Below are 18,843 nucleotides of genomic sequence, written 5' to 3'. Positions count from 1 at the left end.
ATACATAAAGGATTAGTTGATTATAATAAATTTGTTTACGATTTTTTTAGAGATAAAAGCAATCTTACTAATGAAAAGTAAAGAGTTGAGAAATGTGTAGTAAACCTAAGACCTAACTAACATAAGAACGAATTCTTTTCGTTTGGAGATCTTTTGTTTCGTTGAGAAATTGCTTTTTTTATGGTATGGTAAGGAAAGCAAAAATTCGGATAAAGTTGAAAAGAGGACGTCAAATGGACGAACGTTTACTAACAGGTACAATGAAAATAAACGAAAAAAAGCATCTTGAAATTGGTGGTGTAGATACTATTGAACTAGTTCAAAAATATGGTACACCTTTATATGTATATGACACAAAAGCGATTAAACTAAAAGCTCAAGCATTTAAAGCTGCTTTTTCTGAAAGACAAATAAAAGCTCAAGTTGCTTATGCAAGTAAAGCTTTTTCTTGTCTTGCTATTTATCAGTTGATGGCAAAAGAAGGAATGTCTCTGGATGTTGTTTCTGGTGGAGAACTTTATACAGCTATTAAAGCAGAATATCCTAGTGAAAAAATACATTTTCATGGAAACAATAAGTCAGATGATGAAATAATAGCGGGCTTAGATTATCAGGTTGGCTGTTTTGTAGTAGACAATTTTTATGAATTGGATCGATTGAATCAATTTACCTCAGAACGCAAACAAAGAATGAATATTTTAATTCGAGTTACTCCAGGTGTAGAAGCTCATACGCATGATTATATTTCTACAGGTCAAAATGACTCTAAGTTTGGGTTTGATTTAGAAAATGGTCAAGCTAAAGAGGCGGCAATTCTGGCTAGTAAGATGCCATTTATTGATGTTATAGGCTTACACAGTCATATTGGTTCACAAATTTTTGAATTAGAGGGTTTTAATTTAGCAATTAATAAAATGTTGAATTACTCAAAAGATTGGAAAAATCAATTTGGCTTTGAATTAACTGTTTTAAACGTAGGTGGAGGTTTCGGTATTCAGTATACTGTTGAGGATAAACCGTTGGAAATTAAAGAGTATATCGATTCAATTATCACTGAAATCGAAAATGTGACAAAAAAATTAGATTTAAAAATGCCTGAAATTTGGATAGAACCTGGTCGTAGTTTAGTCGGAGATGCTGGCATCACTTTATATGAAACGGGTTCACAAAAAACAATACCTGAAGTTCGTAATTATTTAGCTATCGATGGTGGGATGTCTGATAATATTCGCCCAGCTTTATATAGTGCAAAATATACAGGTGTTTTTGCTAACCGTGTAAACGATCAGAACGAAGGACTGTATTCAATAGCCGGTAAGTGTTGTGAGTCTGGAGATATGCTTATTTGGGATTTACCCTTGCCTGATCCACAGAAAAAAGATATTCTGGCAGTATTTAGTACAGGGGCATACGGATACGCGATGGCAAGTAATTATAATCGTATTCCTCGTCCACCAGTTGTTTTTGTAGAAAATAGTATTAATTTTCTTGCTATACAACGTGAAAGCTATAGTGATTTATTAAGACTAGAACAGTCATTGATTTAGGCTAGTTCAGTAAGTTAGGTGTTTAATGGATAGAATCTCTAGGGGGATAAACAGAACATGCTACTCGAGTATAAAAATAATTATGAAAAGATAACGATGGGTTTAATGTCATTTATACCTGATTTTAAGGAAGTCAGTCGTCTTAAATTTGAATTAGATTGGTACAATCAAGAAGAAAGTCGTAAGCTTTTTCTGTGGCGAGGAGAAGAAACACAAGATTTTATAGCTGTAATTGGTGTTGAAACAGGCGATGATTTAATCTTATTGCGACACATCTCAATTAACCCTTCTTTTCGTAACGAAGGAATTAGTTATAAAATATTAGAGGCACTGGAGAAGCACTTTACTGGTCAAAAAATTATAGGAACCTTAGAAACAGCTCAGTTAATTGTTAGATGGGAACAAGAAAAGAATAAAATTAATGAGCAAGACATCGTTTCCACTACTATTAACCAGAAAGAAGAGTAAGCGATGTCTGAGATAAATGTAAAAATTGATGCGTTTGAGGGTCCTTTAGATCTACTGCTTCATCTAATCAATCGTATGGAATTAGATATTTATGATATCCCAATCGCTGAAGTCACTTCACAATACCTAATATATATTAAAACAATGAAAGTATTGCAGTTAGATGTTGCAGGTGATTATTTGATAATGGCCGCAACTCTAATGGCTATAAAAAGCAATCTCCTATTGCCTAAAAAAGAGTTGGATTTAGAAGATGAGGTACTTGATTATTTTGAAGAAGGCCAAGATCCACGCGATGCTTTGATAGAACAGTTATTAGAATATCAAAAATATAAAGAAGCCGCTATAATATTAAAAGATAAAGAAGAAGATCGAAATCAGTACTATACAAGAGAACCAAAAAATTTGGACTATTTACAACATAATATCCCACTCGAACCACTAGAAATCACAACAGACGATTTAGTGATTGCTTTTAATAAATTGCTGAAAAAACGATTAAGTAAAGTTCCACTTCAAACAAAAGTTATGTCTGAAGAAATAACTATTACTGAAAAAATGACGTTTATTCTTAGTCAACTCTCTCGTAAACCTCATAAAGAAGGTTTGCTATTTTCAAGTTTATTTAGTAATCCATCCAAAAAAGAGATGGTAGCAACTTTTATGGCTATGCTTGAATTAATTAAAGAAAAATCAGTTGTTTTTAAGCAATCACATAAATACGGAGAGATAGTTGTGTTTTCAATAGAAAACAACGATGAGAGGTGCTAATGGATGAATGAAAAAGCTGCTATTGAGACCTTGTTGTTTGTAGCGGGTGACGAGGGACTAGCTTTAAATGAAATTGCGACTCTGCTAGCTTGTTCAACGCAGCATGTCTATCAACTATTGATGGAGTTGCAACAAGAATGTGAAGCATCAAAAACGCGTGGTTTAACCTTGTTACAAGTTGGTGAGCAATACCAATTAGCCACTAAAAAGGAGTATGCTGAAATCATACGTTCTTATGCTATTTCACCACTTTCAACTAACTTGTCTCAAGCAGCACTTGAGACATTAGCAATTATCGCTTATAAACAACCCTTAACAAGAATGGAAATTGATGAAATACGTGGTGTTCAAACGAGTGGTTCATTACAAAAATTAACTATTAGGGGCTTAATCGAAGAAAAAGGTCGTGTAGATGGACCTGGTCGTGCTATATTGTATGGGACATCTCACTATTTTTTGGATTACTTCGGTTTGAAAAAAATAACTGAATTGCCTGCGTTACCTGAAATATCGGATATAGAACAAGATTATTCAGAGAAAGAATCGAATTTGTTCTTTGAACGATTTAATGAACAGTTTTCATGATAAAATTAAAAGCACTAAAATTGGAACGTTAAGGAGTAGTTAAAGAATATGGAAAGATTACAAAAAGTAATGGCACATGCCGGGATAGCTTCTAGAAGAAAATCTGAAGAGCTAATTGTTGAAGGTCATGTAAGAGTAAATGGGAAAATTGTAAAAGAATTAGGGGTTAAAGTTGGTAACTCTGACAAAGTAGAGGTCGATGGCGTACCAATTGATCGTGAAGAACCGATTTATTTTTTACTAAATAAGCCAAGAAGTATGATATCAGCTGTTTCAGATGATAAAGATAGAAGAGTTGTGACTGATTTGTTTACGCATGTAGAACAAAGGATCTATCCAGTCGGTCGATTAGATTATGACACAACAGGAGCGCTTATTTTAACAAATGATGGGGAACTTTCACAGATGTTGATGCATCCTAAATTTCATATTGATAAAACCTATGTAGCTAAAGTTGAAGGAATTGTTGATAGACGTTCACTAAATAAATTAGAGAATGGTATTAATATTGAAGGTAAAAAAACTTCACCTGCTAAAGCAAAAATAATTTCAGTAGATAATGATAAAAAAATGTCCATGGTAGAGTTAACAATTCATGAAGGAAGAAACCAACAAGTGAAAAATATGTTTCGAGCAATTGGACATCCGGTCCAAAAACTTAAAAGAGAAACATATGGAACGTTAAACTTAAACGGGCTTCGTCCTGGAGAATGGCGTGAATTAAAATCTTTTGAAGTAAATCAACTTCGAAATTTAGTAAATGAGAACAAAAAGAATTTAGATTAAAAGGTAGACTTCAGATGACATTAGTTTAGTTGTCTGAGGTTTATTCATACATAAATAATGCATATCGCTGTATGCCAAAAGAATATCATGTATAATAAATGAATATAGGAACAAATAATCAAAATTTTTTTGGGGGTGTAGTGTCGTTGGAGAATGAGGGAATTAGTTTGTTAGTTGTCGATGATGAAGAACGCATTCGGCGCTTACTGAAAATGTATTTAGAAAAAGAAAACTATACCATTACTGAGGCAGAAGATGGTGGACAAGCTTTAAGTTTGGCTATGGAAAATGATTATGATTTGATATTACTAGACCTTATGCTGCCTATTATGGATGGTCTCGAAGTAGCAGAGAAATTACGTGAACATAAAAGTACTCCTATTATGATGCTGACAGCAAAAGGCGAAGAGATGAATCGTATTCAAGGATTTGAAGCAGGTGCAGATGATTATATTGTCAAACCATTTAGTCCTAGAGAAGTTGTTTTGCGCGTTTCTGCTGTTTTAAAACGAACACATGTTGAAAAAGAAAAAGAAGAATTAAATCCAGATTTGATTGTAACGCCCAATATAAAAATCGATAATCAATCACATCGTGTGTTAGCAGATGGTAATCCAGTTAATCTTACTCCAAAAGAATACGATCTTTTATTGTATTTAATTCAATCTCCAAATCAGATATTTGGAAGAGAGCAGTTATTAAGAGAAGTTTGGAAATACGAATTTTTTGGAGATTTAAGGACAGTTGATACTCATATTAAACGACTTCGAGAAAAACTGACTAAACAGTCAGAAACAGCAGCAAAAATGATAGTGACTGTTTGGGGATTAGGCTATAAATTTAATTCTTATTCTGAAGATAAAGAGTAGGTAATAATATGAATAAGTCCAACAACCTAACCATTCGGATTTGGTTGATCACCATGCTAATTATTAGTTTTTGTTTTATTAGTACTAGTGTACTATATAGCCATGTTTATCAGCAAAATTTGCAAGAGAAATATATATCAGATTATGAAAGAACGATTCAATCAATAGAAAAACAAATAGAAGATGACTCAATCACTTCTTTAGCTGATGTGGAGAAATTGAAAGCGTATGATTCGCATTTGTTTATGTCCTTTCAAACAAAGCAAATGCCTGATATCACTCTAACTGAAAACTCTAATTCATTCTTTGCCGATAATAAATTGAAACTAATGAAAGATAAAGAAATAAACAAGGCGATAGCTGAAAAAAAAGATACTCAAATCATTAGTGAAATAGAACTTTCAGAAGGTAAAATAAAGTTGTTTATTTTTAGAATGAAAAACATTTCAATAGGAAATCAAGACGGTATACTCTATTCTGTTGTTGATTTATCTTTTTTAAAAGATGCTGAACAAAAAATGGATAATTGGATTTTAGGTGTATTCTCTTTATATGGATTACTAGCTGTATTATTTTTTTATTTTTTGAAAAAACATTTAGGCCACCCTTTAAATGATCTTAGAGATATTGCATTTGATTATGCTAAAAATGATTTTAGTCAAAAAGCATCCGTTAAATATAAAGATGAATTGTCGCAGTTAGCTTTAGCTATGAATAAAATGAGAAAATCTTTAGAGACTACGGGATCGGCTACAAGACAAGAAAAAGAATTGTTAGAAAATATTGTAGCGTCTATATCTACTGGAATATTGTATTACAATCAAGATAAGACGCTGTTAATGTCTAATCCATTAGGGGAAGAATTCTTATTGAACTGGGATACGATACAAAATGTTGATGATTATCATTTGCCAGAATTTTTAGAAGATAAAATTGACGAAGTTGTTAAGAAATCGGAAAAAGTTTTTTATGATTTAATGATAAATGACTTTTATTTTCATCTGTCCTTTGTTCCTTTATTTGATGAGGGTATGGAAAATGTTCGTGGTGTCTTAGTCTCATTAAAAGACCTAACTAAAGAACGACGTTTGGACAAGATGCGAGTTGATTTTATTAATAATATTTCTCATGAATTACGTACTCCTTTAGTAATGATTCAGGGCTATAGTGAAGCGATTATTGATGATATAGCTGAAACAATTGAAGAGAAACATGAGATGGCAAGCATTATTAGTGATGAAGCAAAGAGAATGAATCGATTGGTTAACGAAATGCTTGATTTATCTCGGATGGAAGCGGGATATATTGATTTAACGATTGAAGACGTTAAATTAGAAGGTTTTTTCAGAAATGTATTGTCGCGTTTTAGTAGAATTGCTAAAAATGGCAATGTTCAATTAGAAATGAAAATTGATCCCGATATCCAAGAATACCCAATGGATGCTGATAAAATGAATCAGGTCTTAGTTAATTTGATTCACAATGCTATTTATCATACCTCAACAATTAAACGAGATGACGCGAAGGTAGAAATCCGAGTTCAGTTGGATAAAATAATAGATGAAATCCTAATAGACATCGTTGATAACGGACCTGGAATTCCAGAAGAAGATATTCCATATATTTTTGACCGATTTTATAAAGCAGATAAATCTCGTGTAAATAATAAATCTAATAAAGCTGGGACAGGAATAGGTTTATCAATTGTTAAAAATATAGTTGAAGAACATGGTGGATACATTGAAGTTACGAGTGAACTAAATAAAAAAACGGTGTTCAGATTACATTTTCCTTATTTAGATCATGTGAAAAGCACTGAATAATTGTAAGTGAACCTTGCAAATTAAAATGAAATAGCTTATACTAAATTTGTACATCTAATGTACTAAAAAAATAGACGATTCGTCTTCAGGGGCAGGGTGTAATTCCCGACCGGTGGTATAGTCCACGAACCAGATAGCATTTCTGGTTGAACTGGTTTAATTCCAGTACCGACAGTAAAGTCTGGATAAAGAAGATGGGGCTTATTTGAATATGATACTGTTCATATGCTCTGTTTAATTTTTCTGAAGGAAAATTAGGCGAGCATATTTTTTTATAGTGTTTTTTAGTAAGCCCAAGAATGCTCAAGCTGATGAGTCCTTTTAGGAGGATTTTTATGCAAAACAGAAACACAAAAAAACTAGTTGGGGTTTCTATGCTCGCCGCAGTGGCGTTTATACTCATGTTTTTTGCTTTTCCGATTATCCCGGGAGTTACTTTTCTGAAAATTGATTTCAGTGACATCCCTGTCTTGCTAGGTATGTTTTTATATGGACCGGTAGCAGGAATAGCAATAGCTTTGATTCGTACCATTCTTCATTATGTACAAACAGGAGGAGACGCAGGGTATCCAATTGGAGACATTGCTAGTTTAATTGCTACATTAGCTTATAGCTTACCGATTTACTACATCATGAGCAGCAAAGCTGAAAATGCAAAAAATATAGTTTTGGCGAATATTTTAGGAACGGTTTCATTAACTACGATATTATCTATATTAAATGCCTATGTGCTTATTCCGCTTTATTTTTTAGTATTAAATTTTAGTGTGGGGCCTGTACAAAAGTATGTTTTTTATGGTGTAATTCCTTTTAACTTAATTAAAGGAATCGTTGTTAGTACAGTCTTTATTGCACTATATAAAAAAATGAAACCTTGGATTATTCAAAATCAAGTAAATGAACTTACCTATGTCAAATATACGACAATAGAAAAAAAGTAAAGAAAAAATGATTTCGTGAATTCTACGAAATCATTTTTTTCTGCTTAAAAATACAAATAGTACAGAATTTCAACTCATTATTTGGTATATTAATCATGTGACATTAATGAAGATAAAAAGGAGTTGTGTTATTTTGGATCAATTATCTTACCTTGACCATTTTTATTTATCTTTATTTTCAACGAAACAGTCAAAAAAGATGTCTACAATTTATCACATCCTTACTGGGAAAAAAACGGCCTCTATTCTTTATAGTGCCGAAAAATACCAATTAACTCATTTTTTTGCACTATTTTCTAAATTAGACCGTAATCAATTCAATAACAGTATTCAAAAATTAATAAACCTAAATACTCTATTATTAGCAGAAGAAACGCAAGAATATTATTTATCTGAAAATGGGAAAAATAAACAGAGCGAATTTTTTTCCGAACACTATTATCCTAAAGAGTTAAATCATCTCAAGGATGGACTCGTATTAATTCATTTTTGGAGAACTCTTCAATTAGTTACTCAAGTTCTATCTGAAATAAGATACAAAAATAAACAGTATATTCCTATAGAAAAAGAATGGGAAAAACAAAATTGGGTAAAACAGTGGTTTAAAAATAATGCTATGAATAAGGATCAATTAGCTTTGGATTTTGGACAAGAATGGATAATTATTCTGAATGATTTACCAGAATTAAACGCTGAAATTATAGCCGCTAATTTAACAGGTCATAGCAATACAGGGAAAACAAAAAATCAACTAGTCGAAGCATTTAAAAAAGAGTCCAGTGAAATTAGTATAATTGAATTAGATTCGATTGCTTGGATTACAAAAATACTAAAAAAACATCCTGAAAAAATACCGTTATTTTATTCTGTTTACAATGAAATGCTTCATCTTTATGATGGAACAACAAAAAGTGCTCTGCTTACAAAACGTTATCTATTGAATGGTTATTCACTTGCTGAAATTGCCGCTCAACGGCAACTTAAAGAAAGCACAATTAATGAGCACGTTATTGAAATAAGTATCATGGATCCATTATTTGATCTTTCTGTGGTTTTACCTTCAGAGAAATTAAAAAAACTTAAGCATCTCCTAAGCGAAAATCCTACTATTACCTATCAAGAGTTAATTAAAAAAAACCCGGAGATCTTATTTTTATGGTACCGCTTAGCTCAAATAGAAAGGAATCGAGACAGTGACTAACCAAGATAAAATAAAAAAAATTCTACTAAATCAATTTGGTTACACTTACTTTCGCGAAGGACAAGAAGAAGCAATTTTAGCCGCATTATCAGGTAAAGATACACTAGTCATGTTGCCTACTGGTACTGGTAAGTCGGTCTGTTACCAAATAACGGGATATTGTTTAGATGGAATTGTTATTATAGTCTCTCCGCTATTATCTTTGATGCAAGATCAAGTAGATCAAATGAAACGATTAGGAGAAAAACGAGTTGCAGCTATTAATAGTTTAATGAGTAGCGAAGAGAAACAATGGGTGCTGTCTCATTTAGGAGACTATAAATTTGTTTTTTTATCTCCAGAAATGCTTCAACAAAAATATGTGTTAGCTAAAATCAAAACAATGAAAATAAGTATGATGGCTATTGACGAAGCACATTGTATCTCTCAATGGGGGATGGATTTTCGATTAGAGTACTTAGGTTTAGGAACTGTTCGTAAAGAGTTAAACTATCCTTTAACGATGGCTTTAACTGCAACAGCTACTGAGATAGTTCGTGAAGAAATTATCAGTTCTTTACTTTTGGATAAAAATAAGATGACTCAAATACTGTATTCAGTAGATCGCCCGAATATTGCCCTAACATCGATTAATTGTGAACGTGATAAAGAGGAACAGGTATTAAGAATAGTAGAAGAGATTGCTAAACCTGGTATTATTTATTTTTCAAGTAAAAAACAAGCTGACAGAATAGCTTTATGGTTAAAAGAAAAGACGGATTACGCTATTGAAAGTTACCATTCTGAGATTAATAATGAAGATAAAATTAAGATACAGCAGCAATTTATTCAAAATGAGATAGAGATTATCTGTGCGACAAGTGCTTTTGGCATGGGAATCAACAAAGAGAATATTCGTTTCGTTATTCACTACCATATGCCTGCTAGTGTTGAATCCTATTTGCAAGAAATCGGTCGGTGTGGTCGAGATGGCAAACAAAGTGTAGCTGTATTACTCTTTGAAACAAGCGATAGATTCCTCCAGAAAAGATTGCAAGAACAAAGCTTGCCTACAACAGCCATGTTAGAGTACGCCTATCGTCATGGAAAAGTGCACGAGGGAAGCTGTAGTGAAACGCAAAAACAAATTATAGAAAACTATTTGATTGCTGAAACACCTATTGAAGAAGCTAAATCTCAGCTATTAGGTAGAGAGCTACAAAAGAATAGACAGTTAGAGTACATGGTTCAATATAGCCAGACGATAGACTGTAAGAGAAAATTTTTGCTTCATTACTTTAATGAGAAAATAGTAGAAAAACCACTCTATTGTTGTTCAAGTTGTGGATATGATCGACATTTCCAGGAAATTTTAAAAGAAAAACAAAAAACAGAACATTTAGCTGCTTCAAAAAACTGGAAAGAAAAGATAACAAATTTATTTTTGTTGCCGAATAAGTAAGGTAAGTTTAGCTGGATTATGTTACAATAAAATCGAATATCTTTAGGAGGAGTACTTTATGGCTAAAAAAAATTCTAAAAAAAATCAAGACAAAGAAATATGGTCTCGTAAATTTGAAAATAATGACAACAATGAAAATGATAATTATTCAAGATCAGCTAGAAAAAAAGCTGAAGGTGGTATTTCTCCAATATTAACGTCTCTATTTATCTTTTTGGCATTATTGATTATTTTACCAACAGGAACCTATTATTGGTTTGTAAATCAACGTAATGATGCAGAAGAGTTTAAAGCGGATAACGATAAAATAACCATTGCACAAAATAGTAGCAGTGAAGTTTCCAGTTCTGAAAAAGAAGTTTCTTCTAGTGAACAATCAGTATCTAGATCTGAAGAAACTAGTGAATCAGACACTCCAGTTAAACCAGAAGTAGAAGAAGAACAGATTGACGAAGTACCCGTTCCAAATGAAGTGGCTCCAGAAACACCAGAAGTTCCGGAAGCAGAAGTAGAGACAGAAACGCCATCTGTAGAAGATACAGGAAAAACCTACACAGTAGCTCCTGGAGACAATCTTTATCGAATTGCATTAAACAATGGTATGACACTAGATCAATTGAAAACATTAAATGGTATCTCTGGCAACGATGTAGCTGCTGGAACAGTTTTAAAAGTAAACTAATTATATAGTTAAATAAATAATAGCCGTCTTAGGACGGTTTTTATTTTGAAAATAGAAAGAAGGCCTGATAAAAATGACAAATAAAATGATGATTGCTATCGATGGACCTGCTTCGGCTGGGAAAAGTACAGTAGCTAAAATACTAGCGAATGAATTAGGTTATATCTATTGTGATACTGGAGCAATGTATCGTGCGTTAACTCATGAAGCGTTGCAACAGAAAATTGATCTAGAAAACGAAGAAGCATTAATTGAGTTGTTAAAACATAGCGATATTTCTTTTGAACCGTCTGAAATGAACCAAAAAGTATTTTTAAATAATGAAGAAGTAACAGAAGCCATTCGTCAACCTGATGTAACCAATTCTGTCTCTATTGTAGCTGCACATGGACAAGTAAGAAAAGAATTGGTCAAAAGACAACAAAAGATTGCAGATAAAGGTGGAGTTGTTATGGACGGTCGTGATATTGGGACAACTGTCTTACCAAATGCAGAAGTAAAAATATTTTTAATCGCTAGTGTTGAAGAGAGAGCTGAAAGACGCTACAAAGAGAACAAATTAAATGGAATTCATACTCCTTTGGAACTATTAAAAAAAGAAATTTCTGATCGTGACTACAAAGATTCGCACAGAGCTTCTTCACCATTAACCAGAGCAGAAGACGCCCAACTATTAGATACGACTAGTTTAAACATTCAACAGGTAGTTGGAAAAATTAAAGAAGTCGTTCAATCTAAAAAAAGCTAAGTTGATATAAAAAGTGAATGATTGTTCTTAACTGATATGGAATTATACTAATTAAAGAGATAAACTGTTTTTATAGGCCTTATTGTGGCATTTTTTTACGATATTGGTTAAAATAAGGTAAGAAAGATTTATTTGGCTAAATTAGGAGGACAAAAACATGACAGATCAAAAAGACAAAAACGAAGGTTTAGAACAAGAGTCAATGTTGGAGGCTTTAGATAGTGTGCAAGAAATTCACATTGGTGATACTGTTCAAGGGGAAATTCTAAAAATTCAAGATAACAAACAAGCAATTGTTGGTATTCTTGGCGGAGGTGTAGAGGGCGTAATTCCGAACAATGAATTATCGGCTGCACCATTTGAAGATGTTACAGAAATTGTAAACGTAGGCGATATTGTTGATTTAGTTGTTATTAAAGAAATTAAAGAAAAAGAAAACGGTAGTTTCTTATTATCTAAGCGCCGTATCGATGCGAAACAAGTATGGGAAAAAATCCAAAAAGATTTTGAAGAAGGAACGATTATTGAAGCACCGGTTAAAGAAGTTGTTAAAGGTGGTTTAGTGGTTGATGCTGGAGTTCGAGGTTTTGTACCAGCTTCAATGGTAGATATTCAATTTGTTGATGATTTCTCAGAATATAAAGGGAAAGTATTGGCTTTTAAAATTATGGAAATTGAACCAAGTGAAAATCGACTGATTCTTTCGCATAAAGCCGTTCTACAAGCTGAAGGTGAAGTAACTAAAAAGAAACTAATGAAAGAATTGAAAGAAAATGAGACCGTTAAAGGTAAAGTTGCCCGTTTAACTAATTTCGGTGCATTTATTGATCTTGGTGGAGTTGATGGTTTGGTTCACATTTCTCAAATTTCTTATGACCACGTTAAAAATCCGGCTGATATCCTTTCTGTAGGTCAAGAGGTCGATGTTAAAATTCTCTCAGTTGATGAAGAGGCTGGACGTATTTCGTTGTCTATTAAAGATACACTTCCTGGACCATGGGATAATATTGAAGAACGTGCAGCAGTTGATACTGTGCTAGATGGTAAGGTTAAGAGATTAACTAGTTTTGGTGCATTTGTTGAGGTTTACCCAGGTGTTGAAGGTTTGGTTCATATTTCTCAAATTTCTCATAATCACATTGCAACACCTCATGAAGTTTTGAGTGAAGGGCAAGAAATTAAAGTAAAAGTATTGGATTTAAATACAGAAGATCAGCGTCTTTCTCTGAGTATTAAGGCATTAGAAGAGAAAACACATCAACAATCAAAACCTGAAGAAGAGAAATACGAAATGCCTGAAACGGATTCAGGATTTACCATTGGCGATATTCTTGGAGATCAGCTTTCTGATATCACCTCTGATGAAGAAGATACAAAAGAAAACTAATTTAGTTTAAACAAAAGTAAAGACGTGTGGCGTATTCATTAGCCACATGTCTTTGTTTGTTAAAAAAATGTTGCCAAAACGATAAAATTTGCTAAATAAAGCGATTTCATCAAGCATAAGCTTGCAAATTCAAGCTTTGTTCTATAAAATAACTAGATGAATAAGAAATTAATTAGAAGGAGGCTAAAGCAATGGCTAAACCAGTTATCGCCATCGTTGGTCGTCCAAATGTAGGTAAATCAACAATTTTTAACCGAATAGTAGGCGAGCGAATCTCTATTGTAGAAGACATTTCAGGGGTAACAAGAGACCGTATTTATTCTCAAGCTGAATGGCTAGGAAAAGAATTTAATCTGATTGATACAGGTGGAATTGACTTAGGAGATGAACCATTTCTTGATCAAATTAAATACCAGGCTGAAATTGCGATGGAAGAAGCAGATGTTATTATCTTCATTACGAATAGCAGAGATAGTGTAACAGATGCAGATGAAAATGTAGCAAAAATTTTATACCGTACAAATAAACCAGTGTTGTTAGCAGTAAATAAAGTGGATAACCCAGAAATGCGTTCGGAAATATTTGACTTTTATACTCTAGGATTAGGCGAACCTTACCCTATTTCAGGAAGTCACGGTTTAGGTATTGGAGATTTATTAGATGCCGCTATCAGTCACTTCCCTGAGGAAGAAGAAGAAGAGTATGATGACTCTGTTATAAAATTCAGTCTTATCGGCCGACCAAATGTTGGTAAGTCTTCTATTATTAACGCTATGCTAGGTGAAGAGCGTGTTATTGTGTCAAGTGTAGCAGGAACAACTCGTGATGCTATTGATACACAATTTACAGATGATGAAGGAACAGAATTTGTCATGATTGATACAGCCGGTATGAGAAAACGCGGCAAGGTATATGAATCAACTGAAAAATATAGCGTAATGAGAGCTCTTAGAGCCATTGAGCGTTCCGATGTTGTTTTGGTTGTATTAAATGCTGAAGAAGGCATTAGGGAGCAAGATAAAAAAGTTGCTGGTTATGCTCATGAAGCAGGAAAAGGAGTTATCATCGTTGTAAATAAATGGGATACTCTTGAAAAAGATAATAATACGGTTAAGGATTTTGAAAGAGATATTCGTAGCGAATTCGCTTATCTAAGTTATGCGCCAATTGTATTTGTTTCAGCTGTTACAAAACAACGCTTAAACAAATTACCTGAAATGATTAAACGTGTGAGTGAAAACCAACGTCTACGCATTCAGTCATCAGTCTTAAATGATGTTATTTTAGATGCCGTTGCAATGAATCCTACTCCAACAGATAAGGGTAAAAGATTAAGAATTTTTTACGCTACACAAGTTGCGATTAAACCACCAACATTTGTTGTATTTGTTAATGATCCTGAGATGATGCATTTTTCTTATTCTCGTTTCTTAGAAAATCGTATCAGAGACACGTTTGTTTTTGAAGGAACTCCAATAAGAATCCTTACACGTCAAAGAAAATAAGAATGAAATAACACTATTAAAAAGAAGAATGTGATATTCTAACATATTTATCAAGGTGTTACAAACATTAATCTGTTTTATATGAAAAAGCTGATAAAAAAATAAAAATTCGAGTAAAATCATTGCAGTAACGGCATTTGTATGATATCTTTTTAGATGAAATGTAATTTATAAGGTTTAAAGTAGCATTTCGTACCGCTTCATTTTTGGACCACTCAAAAATGATATTATGATTTTTATTTGCTTCGTAAAAAAAGCATCTATTCTTCTTTTAGAGGAGGTGAAATACACATGGCTAATAAAGCAGAATTAATCGAAAACGTAGCAACTTCAACAGGTTTGACTAAAAAAGATGCAACTGCAGCAGTAGAAGCTGTCTTCGAAACTATCCAAACAACTTTGAGCAAAGGTGAAAAAGTTCAAATCATTGGTTTTGGTAACTTCGAAGTTCGCGATCGTGCTGCACGCAAAGGACGCAACCCTCAAACAGGGGAAGAAATCCAAATTGCTGCAAGCAAAGTTCCAGCATTCAAACCAGGTAAAGCACTTAAAGATGCAGTTAAATAATACAACGCTAAAAACCCTTGATACGTCAAGGGTTTTTGTTGTTTTTATAGGTAGCTAATTCTAAAACTAGCAAATAACTAGCTAGAAACATTTAGGTTTTATAAAAAAGGTTATTTTTTAGATAATCAGCCAATCTTTATATAAAGACAAAGTACGTATTAGCCGTTATCTTTTTATAACGAAATAAAAAAAATCTAGAGAATAGATTTTTTTGGCTAGTTCAGGTTATTGAATAGACAAAAATATTATCACATATACTTATTAGTAGTTTTGTGCAGTTTAGAGAGCACTTAATCATGTGGTAGGCAAATACTTGTTATACAGTTTAAAAGCCAACCGGTTGCCCTTAAACAAGACCTAGGTCAATTGGTTTCATTCGCATAGAGATTATAATAAAAAAACTAATTCTTATTACTCAAATTCTAGCTCAACTAGCATTTCATCTAAATTTTCTATAGATTCTGTTTTTTCAATATATTCTACCCATGATTGATAAGGATCTGAAGAATTTTCTTTAACAACCCATTTAAACTTATCATAAACATTTTTCATTAATTCTAGCCATAATTTATCAACAGCTCGATCCATTTTAGTTTCGTTCCATTTTTTTGCTGGTGCTCTTCGACTGTTTCGAGCTTCCTGATCGACTAAAGCTTTTTGATAAAAAGTTTCTTTGGCAGTAATGTTTTCTTCCATGTATGCTACAAATTCTTTAAAGTTCATTTATTTTCACCACCTAATAAATTAGATTTTTATTAGTAATTTATATAGAAATCAATTATACCGCTGAAATTAATAAGTTAAATAAGCAACTATACTTAATCTAATACTTATTTTACCATAAACCCTAACGTTTTTAGTATAGTTTAAAAAATGAACTGAGAATCATTCGTTTAATTAAAACGATTCAAAGTTTTCCCACTGGTTCTTTTGTATTCTCTGATTAATAAATTTTTCACAACAAATTTATTGATTATATGGAAGATGTAAAATAACGCTTCCAATACCAACTCGTTTTCTGCTATATTTAAAAGGGAATTAAATAATAGGAGGGATTTAATGATTTTAGAAACTAAGGAAACAAAAAGAATCTTTCATCCAGGTTATGGATCAGGTAGTGGAGTGATTGTTAAGAATGTGTATATCTGTCCATGTGGTGAAGCGTTTGTTTATTACGAGAAAGACGATGTTCCAGGATTTGTAGAGTCTGAAACTAAAACAGATTGTAAAGAATGTAACAAAAAGTATCATTTTCAAAAAAATAATGCTGAATTAAAGACTAACTAAATCCTGAAATAAAGCAGGATAGTTGTTCAGTTTCATATCAATCTGAAACTAATTAATAGATGTTGAATAAAAAATTACTAAACGGACATATAAAAGAACAATGAATTCTAATTGTGTTCCCGATAATTAGACCTAAGTGTAAAAAGAAGCAAAAAGAGGTTTACCATCATATAAGGTAGGTCTTTTTTGTTTTCTGCCATAAAACATTTGTTCCCAAATGAAACAAGAAATATGTTAAAGTTAAAGCATATAAAGATCAATTCGTGTAAAAGAAAGAGGTGGGTTAAATGCATAATGGAGAAAAAATGATAGAAGCTCTTGAAGAGAATCAACTCGAAGAAGCTAATTTATTTTTTGAACAGGCGTTACAAGCTGATTCTGATGAACAGCTTTATGATTTAGCCGATAGCTTGTATCATTTAGGCTTTTTAGAAGAGACAAAAAGGGTATATCAACAGTTGTTAGAATTATATCCTGAAGATGATGAATTAAAAATTGGTTTAGCCGAAATTGAAATTGAATCAAACCACATTGATGAGGCGATGGAATGGCTTCTCAAAGTTTCAGAAACAAGCGAGTCATATCCTCAAGCACTGTTAGTTCATGCTGATTTATATCAAGTTCAAGGTTTGTATGAAGCTAGTGAACAAAAACTATTAAAGGCAAACGATCTATTGCCAGATGAACCGGTTATTTCTTTTGCTTTAGCAGAGCTTTATTTTTCTATGGGAAAATATGCCCGAGCGATTCGAGGTTATGAAGAAATAATGGCTCAAGGAGATAGTGAGTTTTCTGGAATAAATTTAGCTTCTCGTTGTGGAGCTTCTTACAGTGCGTTAGGTGACTTAGAACAAGCAGCCTTATACTTTGAACAAAGTGTAGAAGAAAATGAAACAGTGGATGCTTTATTTGAATTAGGCATAACGTATTACCAGCAAAAAGAATACAAACGTGGTAATGAATTGTTTTTTAAATTAAAAGAATTGGATCCGAATTATACATCTGTATACCCTAATTTAGCTAGAGGCTTAGAAGAAGAAAATCAGCTTGAAAAGGCTATAGAAATTGTCCGAGAAGGATTAAAAATGGACCAATACAATGAAGATTTATTTACTGTAGGAGCAGAAATCGCTATTAAAATAGAAAATGAAAATCTAGCAGAAGACTATTATCTTAAAGCTCAAGCATTAGCTCCTGAAAACGAAGGATTGCAATTAGCTTTTATTAATTTACTTTTGAAGCAAGAACGCTATGAAGAGGCTCTTGTGGTTATCGAAGAGGCTTTATCTCACGAACAAGATGACCCACAATTTTATTGGGATGCTGCTTTGGTCTATGATAAGTTAGAAAAATATGAACAAGCCGAGCAATCTTTTAAACAAGCTTATACTTTTTTAAATCAAAATAAAGATTTTCTAAAAAGCTATATTTATTTCCTAAGGGAATCAGGAGATAGATTTGTGATCAAAACGGTCCTAACCGATTACTTAGTGTTAGAGCCCTCTGATGGAGAAATGTTAGAACTTTCAGAAGTAATTAATACTAACTATTAGAATAGTAGGTTATAATGAAAATAGGATTAGAATAAGGAGGTTTTAAAATGAACATCAAAGTATCTTTAGAAGAAAAAAAAGAATTTCTTGGATGGTTTCTAGATCGTCATCAACTGAAAAGAAGAGAGTCGATGTGGATATTAAACTATTTGTTAAATCATGATATTGTTTTAGGTAAAGTTCACTTTGTTGAGCATGTTGAAACCACACCTAGGGGAATGATGATGTCGACTATTGAAATGGAAGATAAACCATTCTCATTTTATAAGGAAGGTGTCTTATTCGAAGATCCTGAACAGGCATTTCATGAAGTACGACTAAATTGGCATGAAAATATTTATTTAGAATTAATATTTGAAGAATCTTGGAAAATGCATCAATATCTAGCTGTTTTAGAAGATAATCCTTTCCATAAGTGGAATGATTTTATTGATGCTGGACTAGAGTTAGAAGTAGAAGAAGCTTTAGCCACACTTGCATTAAATAATAATATTCAACTAATGCTGGACCAAATAGATGTCGCTTTAGAAAATAATGATCGAGAAAAGTTTATTAGATTATCAAATAATTTGAAAAAATTAAGAAAAAATGTTGCTGAACTTGAAAAAAAACCAAATCATTGATGACTTGGTTTTTTTTTGAGATTTTATCTATGTAAAATTGATACCAAGTCTTGCATCTT

Annotated in this window: 19 protein-coding genes and 1 riboswitch; of the genes, 18 read left to right on the top strand and 1 reads right to left on the bottom strand. The window is 32.5% G+C overall.

Annotated features, from left to right (window positions below; genetic code table 11):
* The first annotated feature begins 233 nt into the window (after window positions 1-233).
* The 15 genes from lysA to WBF61_RS03680 all read left to right on the top strand — a co-directional run bounded on the left by lysA (window position 234) and on the right by WBF61_RS03680 (window position 15,321).
* Complete coding sequence (lysA, locus tag WBF61_RS03750) at window positions 234-1,547, top strand: diaminopimelate decarboxylase (RefSeq protein ID WP_424254035.1); 1,314 nt, start codon at window positions 234-236, stop codon at window positions 1,545-1,547.
* A 57-nt stretch (window positions 1,548-1,604) separates the two neighbouring features.
* Window positions 1,605-2,015, top strand: coding sequence for a GNAT family N-acetyltransferase (locus WBF61_RS03745; RefSeq protein WP_424254034.1), 411 nt, complete (start codon window positions 1,605-1,607; stop codon window positions 2,013-2,015).
* Between the two features lie 3 nt (window positions 2,016-2,018).
* Window positions 2,019-2,786: a segregation/condensation protein A gene (locus WBF61_RS03740; RefSeq protein ID WP_424254032.1), complete on the top strand. Its 768-nt coding sequence runs from the start codon at window positions 2,019-2,021 to the stop codon at window positions 2,784-2,786.
* Between the two features lie 3 nt (window positions 2,787-2,789).
* Window positions 2,790-3,371, top strand: a complete 582-nt coding sequence (scpB, locus tag WBF61_RS03735) for an SMC-Scp complex subunit ScpB (protein ID WP_424254030.1) — start codon at window positions 2,790-2,792, stop codon at window positions 3,369-3,371.
* Window positions 3,372-3,419: 48 nt separating this feature from the next.
* Window positions 3,420-4,157, top strand: coding sequence for a pseudouridine synthase (locus WBF61_RS03730; protein ID WP_424254028.1), 738 nt, complete (start codon window positions 3,420-3,422; stop codon window positions 4,155-4,157).
* 146 nt (window positions 4,158-4,303) lie between these two features.
* On the top strand, window positions 4,304-5,026 hold the full coding sequence (locus WBF61_RS03725; protein WP_424254026.1) for a response regulator transcription factor: 723 nt from the start codon (window positions 4,304-4,306) through the stop codon (window positions 5,024-5,026).
* An 8-nt stretch (window positions 5,027-5,034) separates the two neighbouring features.
* Window positions 5,035-6,849, top strand: coding sequence for an ATP-binding protein (locus tag WBF61_RS03720; protein WP_424254024.1), 1,815 nt, complete (start codon window positions 5,035-5,037; stop codon window positions 6,847-6,849).
* A gap of 77 nt (window positions 6,850-6,926) precedes the next feature.
* Window positions 6,927-7,049: riboswitch (FMN riboswitch) on the top strand.
* Between the two features lie 135 nt (window positions 7,050-7,184).
* The gene (locus tag WBF61_RS03715) at window positions 7,185-7,790 is read left to right on the top strand and encodes an ECF transporter S component (protein ID WP_424254022.1); all 606 of its coding nucleotides are present in this window, start codon (window positions 7,185-7,187) and stop codon (window positions 7,788-7,790) included.
* A gap of 133 nt (window positions 7,791-7,923) precedes the next feature.
* Window positions 7,924-8,991: a helix-turn-helix domain-containing protein gene (locus WBF61_RS03710; RefSeq protein WP_424254021.1), complete on the top strand. Its 1,068-nt coding sequence runs from the start codon at window positions 7,924-7,926 to the stop codon at window positions 8,989-8,991.
* Window positions 8,984-10,432: a RecQ family ATP-dependent DNA helicase gene (locus tag WBF61_RS03705; protein ID WP_424254019.1), complete on the top strand. Its 1,449-nt coding sequence runs from the start codon at window positions 8,984-8,986 to the stop codon at window positions 10,430-10,432. Before WBF61_RS03710 ends, WBF61_RS03705 begins: the two co-directional genes overlap by 8 nt.
* Window positions 10,433-10,490: 58 nt before the next feature.
* Window positions 10,491-11,114, top strand: a complete 624-nt coding sequence (locus tag WBF61_RS03700) for a LysM peptidoglycan-binding domain-containing protein (protein WP_424254017.1) — start codon at window positions 10,491-10,493, stop codon at window positions 11,112-11,114.
* 73 nt (window positions 11,115-11,187) lie between these two features.
* A complete protein-coding gene (gene cmk / locus WBF61_RS03695; protein WP_424254015.1) occupies window positions 11,188-11,862 on the top strand; it encodes a (d)CMP kinase in 675 nt (224 codons plus the stop codon).
* Between the two features lie 157 nt (window positions 11,863-12,019).
* Window positions 12,020-13,249 carry a 30S ribosomal protein S1 gene (gene rpsA, locus WBF61_RS03690; RefSeq protein WP_424254013.1) on the top strand — a complete coding sequence of 410 codons (1,230 nt, stop codon included), beginning with the start codon at window positions 12,020-12,022 and terminating at the stop codon, window positions 13,247-13,249.
* Window positions 13,250-13,440: 191 nt separating this feature from the next.
* On the top strand, window positions 13,441-14,754 hold the full coding sequence (gene der, locus WBF61_RS03685) for a ribosome biogenesis GTPase Der (protein WP_424254011.1): 1,314 nt from the start codon (window positions 13,441-13,443) through the stop codon (window positions 14,752-14,754).
* A gap of 291 nt (window positions 14,755-15,045) precedes the next feature.
* Entirely contained in the window at window positions 15,046-15,321 is a 276-nt protein-coding gene (locus WBF61_RS03680; RefSeq protein ID WP_414838459.1) for an HU family DNA-binding protein, read from the top strand.
* A 411-nt stretch (window positions 15,322-15,732) separates the two neighbouring features.
* Here WBF61_RS03680 and WBF61_RS03675 read toward each other — a convergent pair whose 3' ends face one another.
* Complete coding sequence (locus WBF61_RS03675) at window positions 15,733-16,044, bottom strand: hypothetical protein (protein WP_424254009.1); 312 nt, start codon at window positions 16,042-16,044, stop codon at window positions 15,733-15,735.
* Between the two features lie 336 nt (window positions 16,045-16,380).
* On the opposite strand from WBF61_RS03675, the gene WBF61_RS03670 reads away from it, so the two are divergent.
* The 3 genes from WBF61_RS03670 to WBF61_RS03660 all read left to right on the top strand — a co-directional run bounded on the left by WBF61_RS03670 (window position 16,381) and on the right by WBF61_RS03660 (window position 18,784).
* Window positions 16,381-16,608, top strand: coding sequence for a hypothetical protein (locus tag WBF61_RS03670; RefSeq protein ID WP_424254007.1), 228 nt, complete (start codon window positions 16,381-16,383; stop codon window positions 16,606-16,608).
* Between the two features lie 287 nt (window positions 16,609-16,895).
* Entirely contained in the window at window positions 16,896-18,161 is a 1,266-nt protein-coding gene (locus WBF61_RS03665; protein ID WP_424254005.1) for a tetratricopeptide repeat protein, read from the top strand.
* 47 nt (window positions 18,162-18,208) lie between these two features.
* Window positions 18,209-18,784, top strand: a complete 576-nt coding sequence (locus WBF61_RS03660) for a ReoY family proteolytic degradation factor (protein WP_424254003.1) — start codon at window positions 18,209-18,211, stop codon at window positions 18,782-18,784.
* Window positions 18,785-18,843: the final 59 nt, after the last annotated feature.

It is taken from the genome of Carnobacterium sp., from assembly GCF_049673005.1.
GTDB lineage: Bacteria > Bacillota > Bacilli > Lactobacillales > Carnobacteriaceae > Carnobacterium_A.
This window is presented reverse-complemented; position numbering and strand designations above follow the sequence as displayed.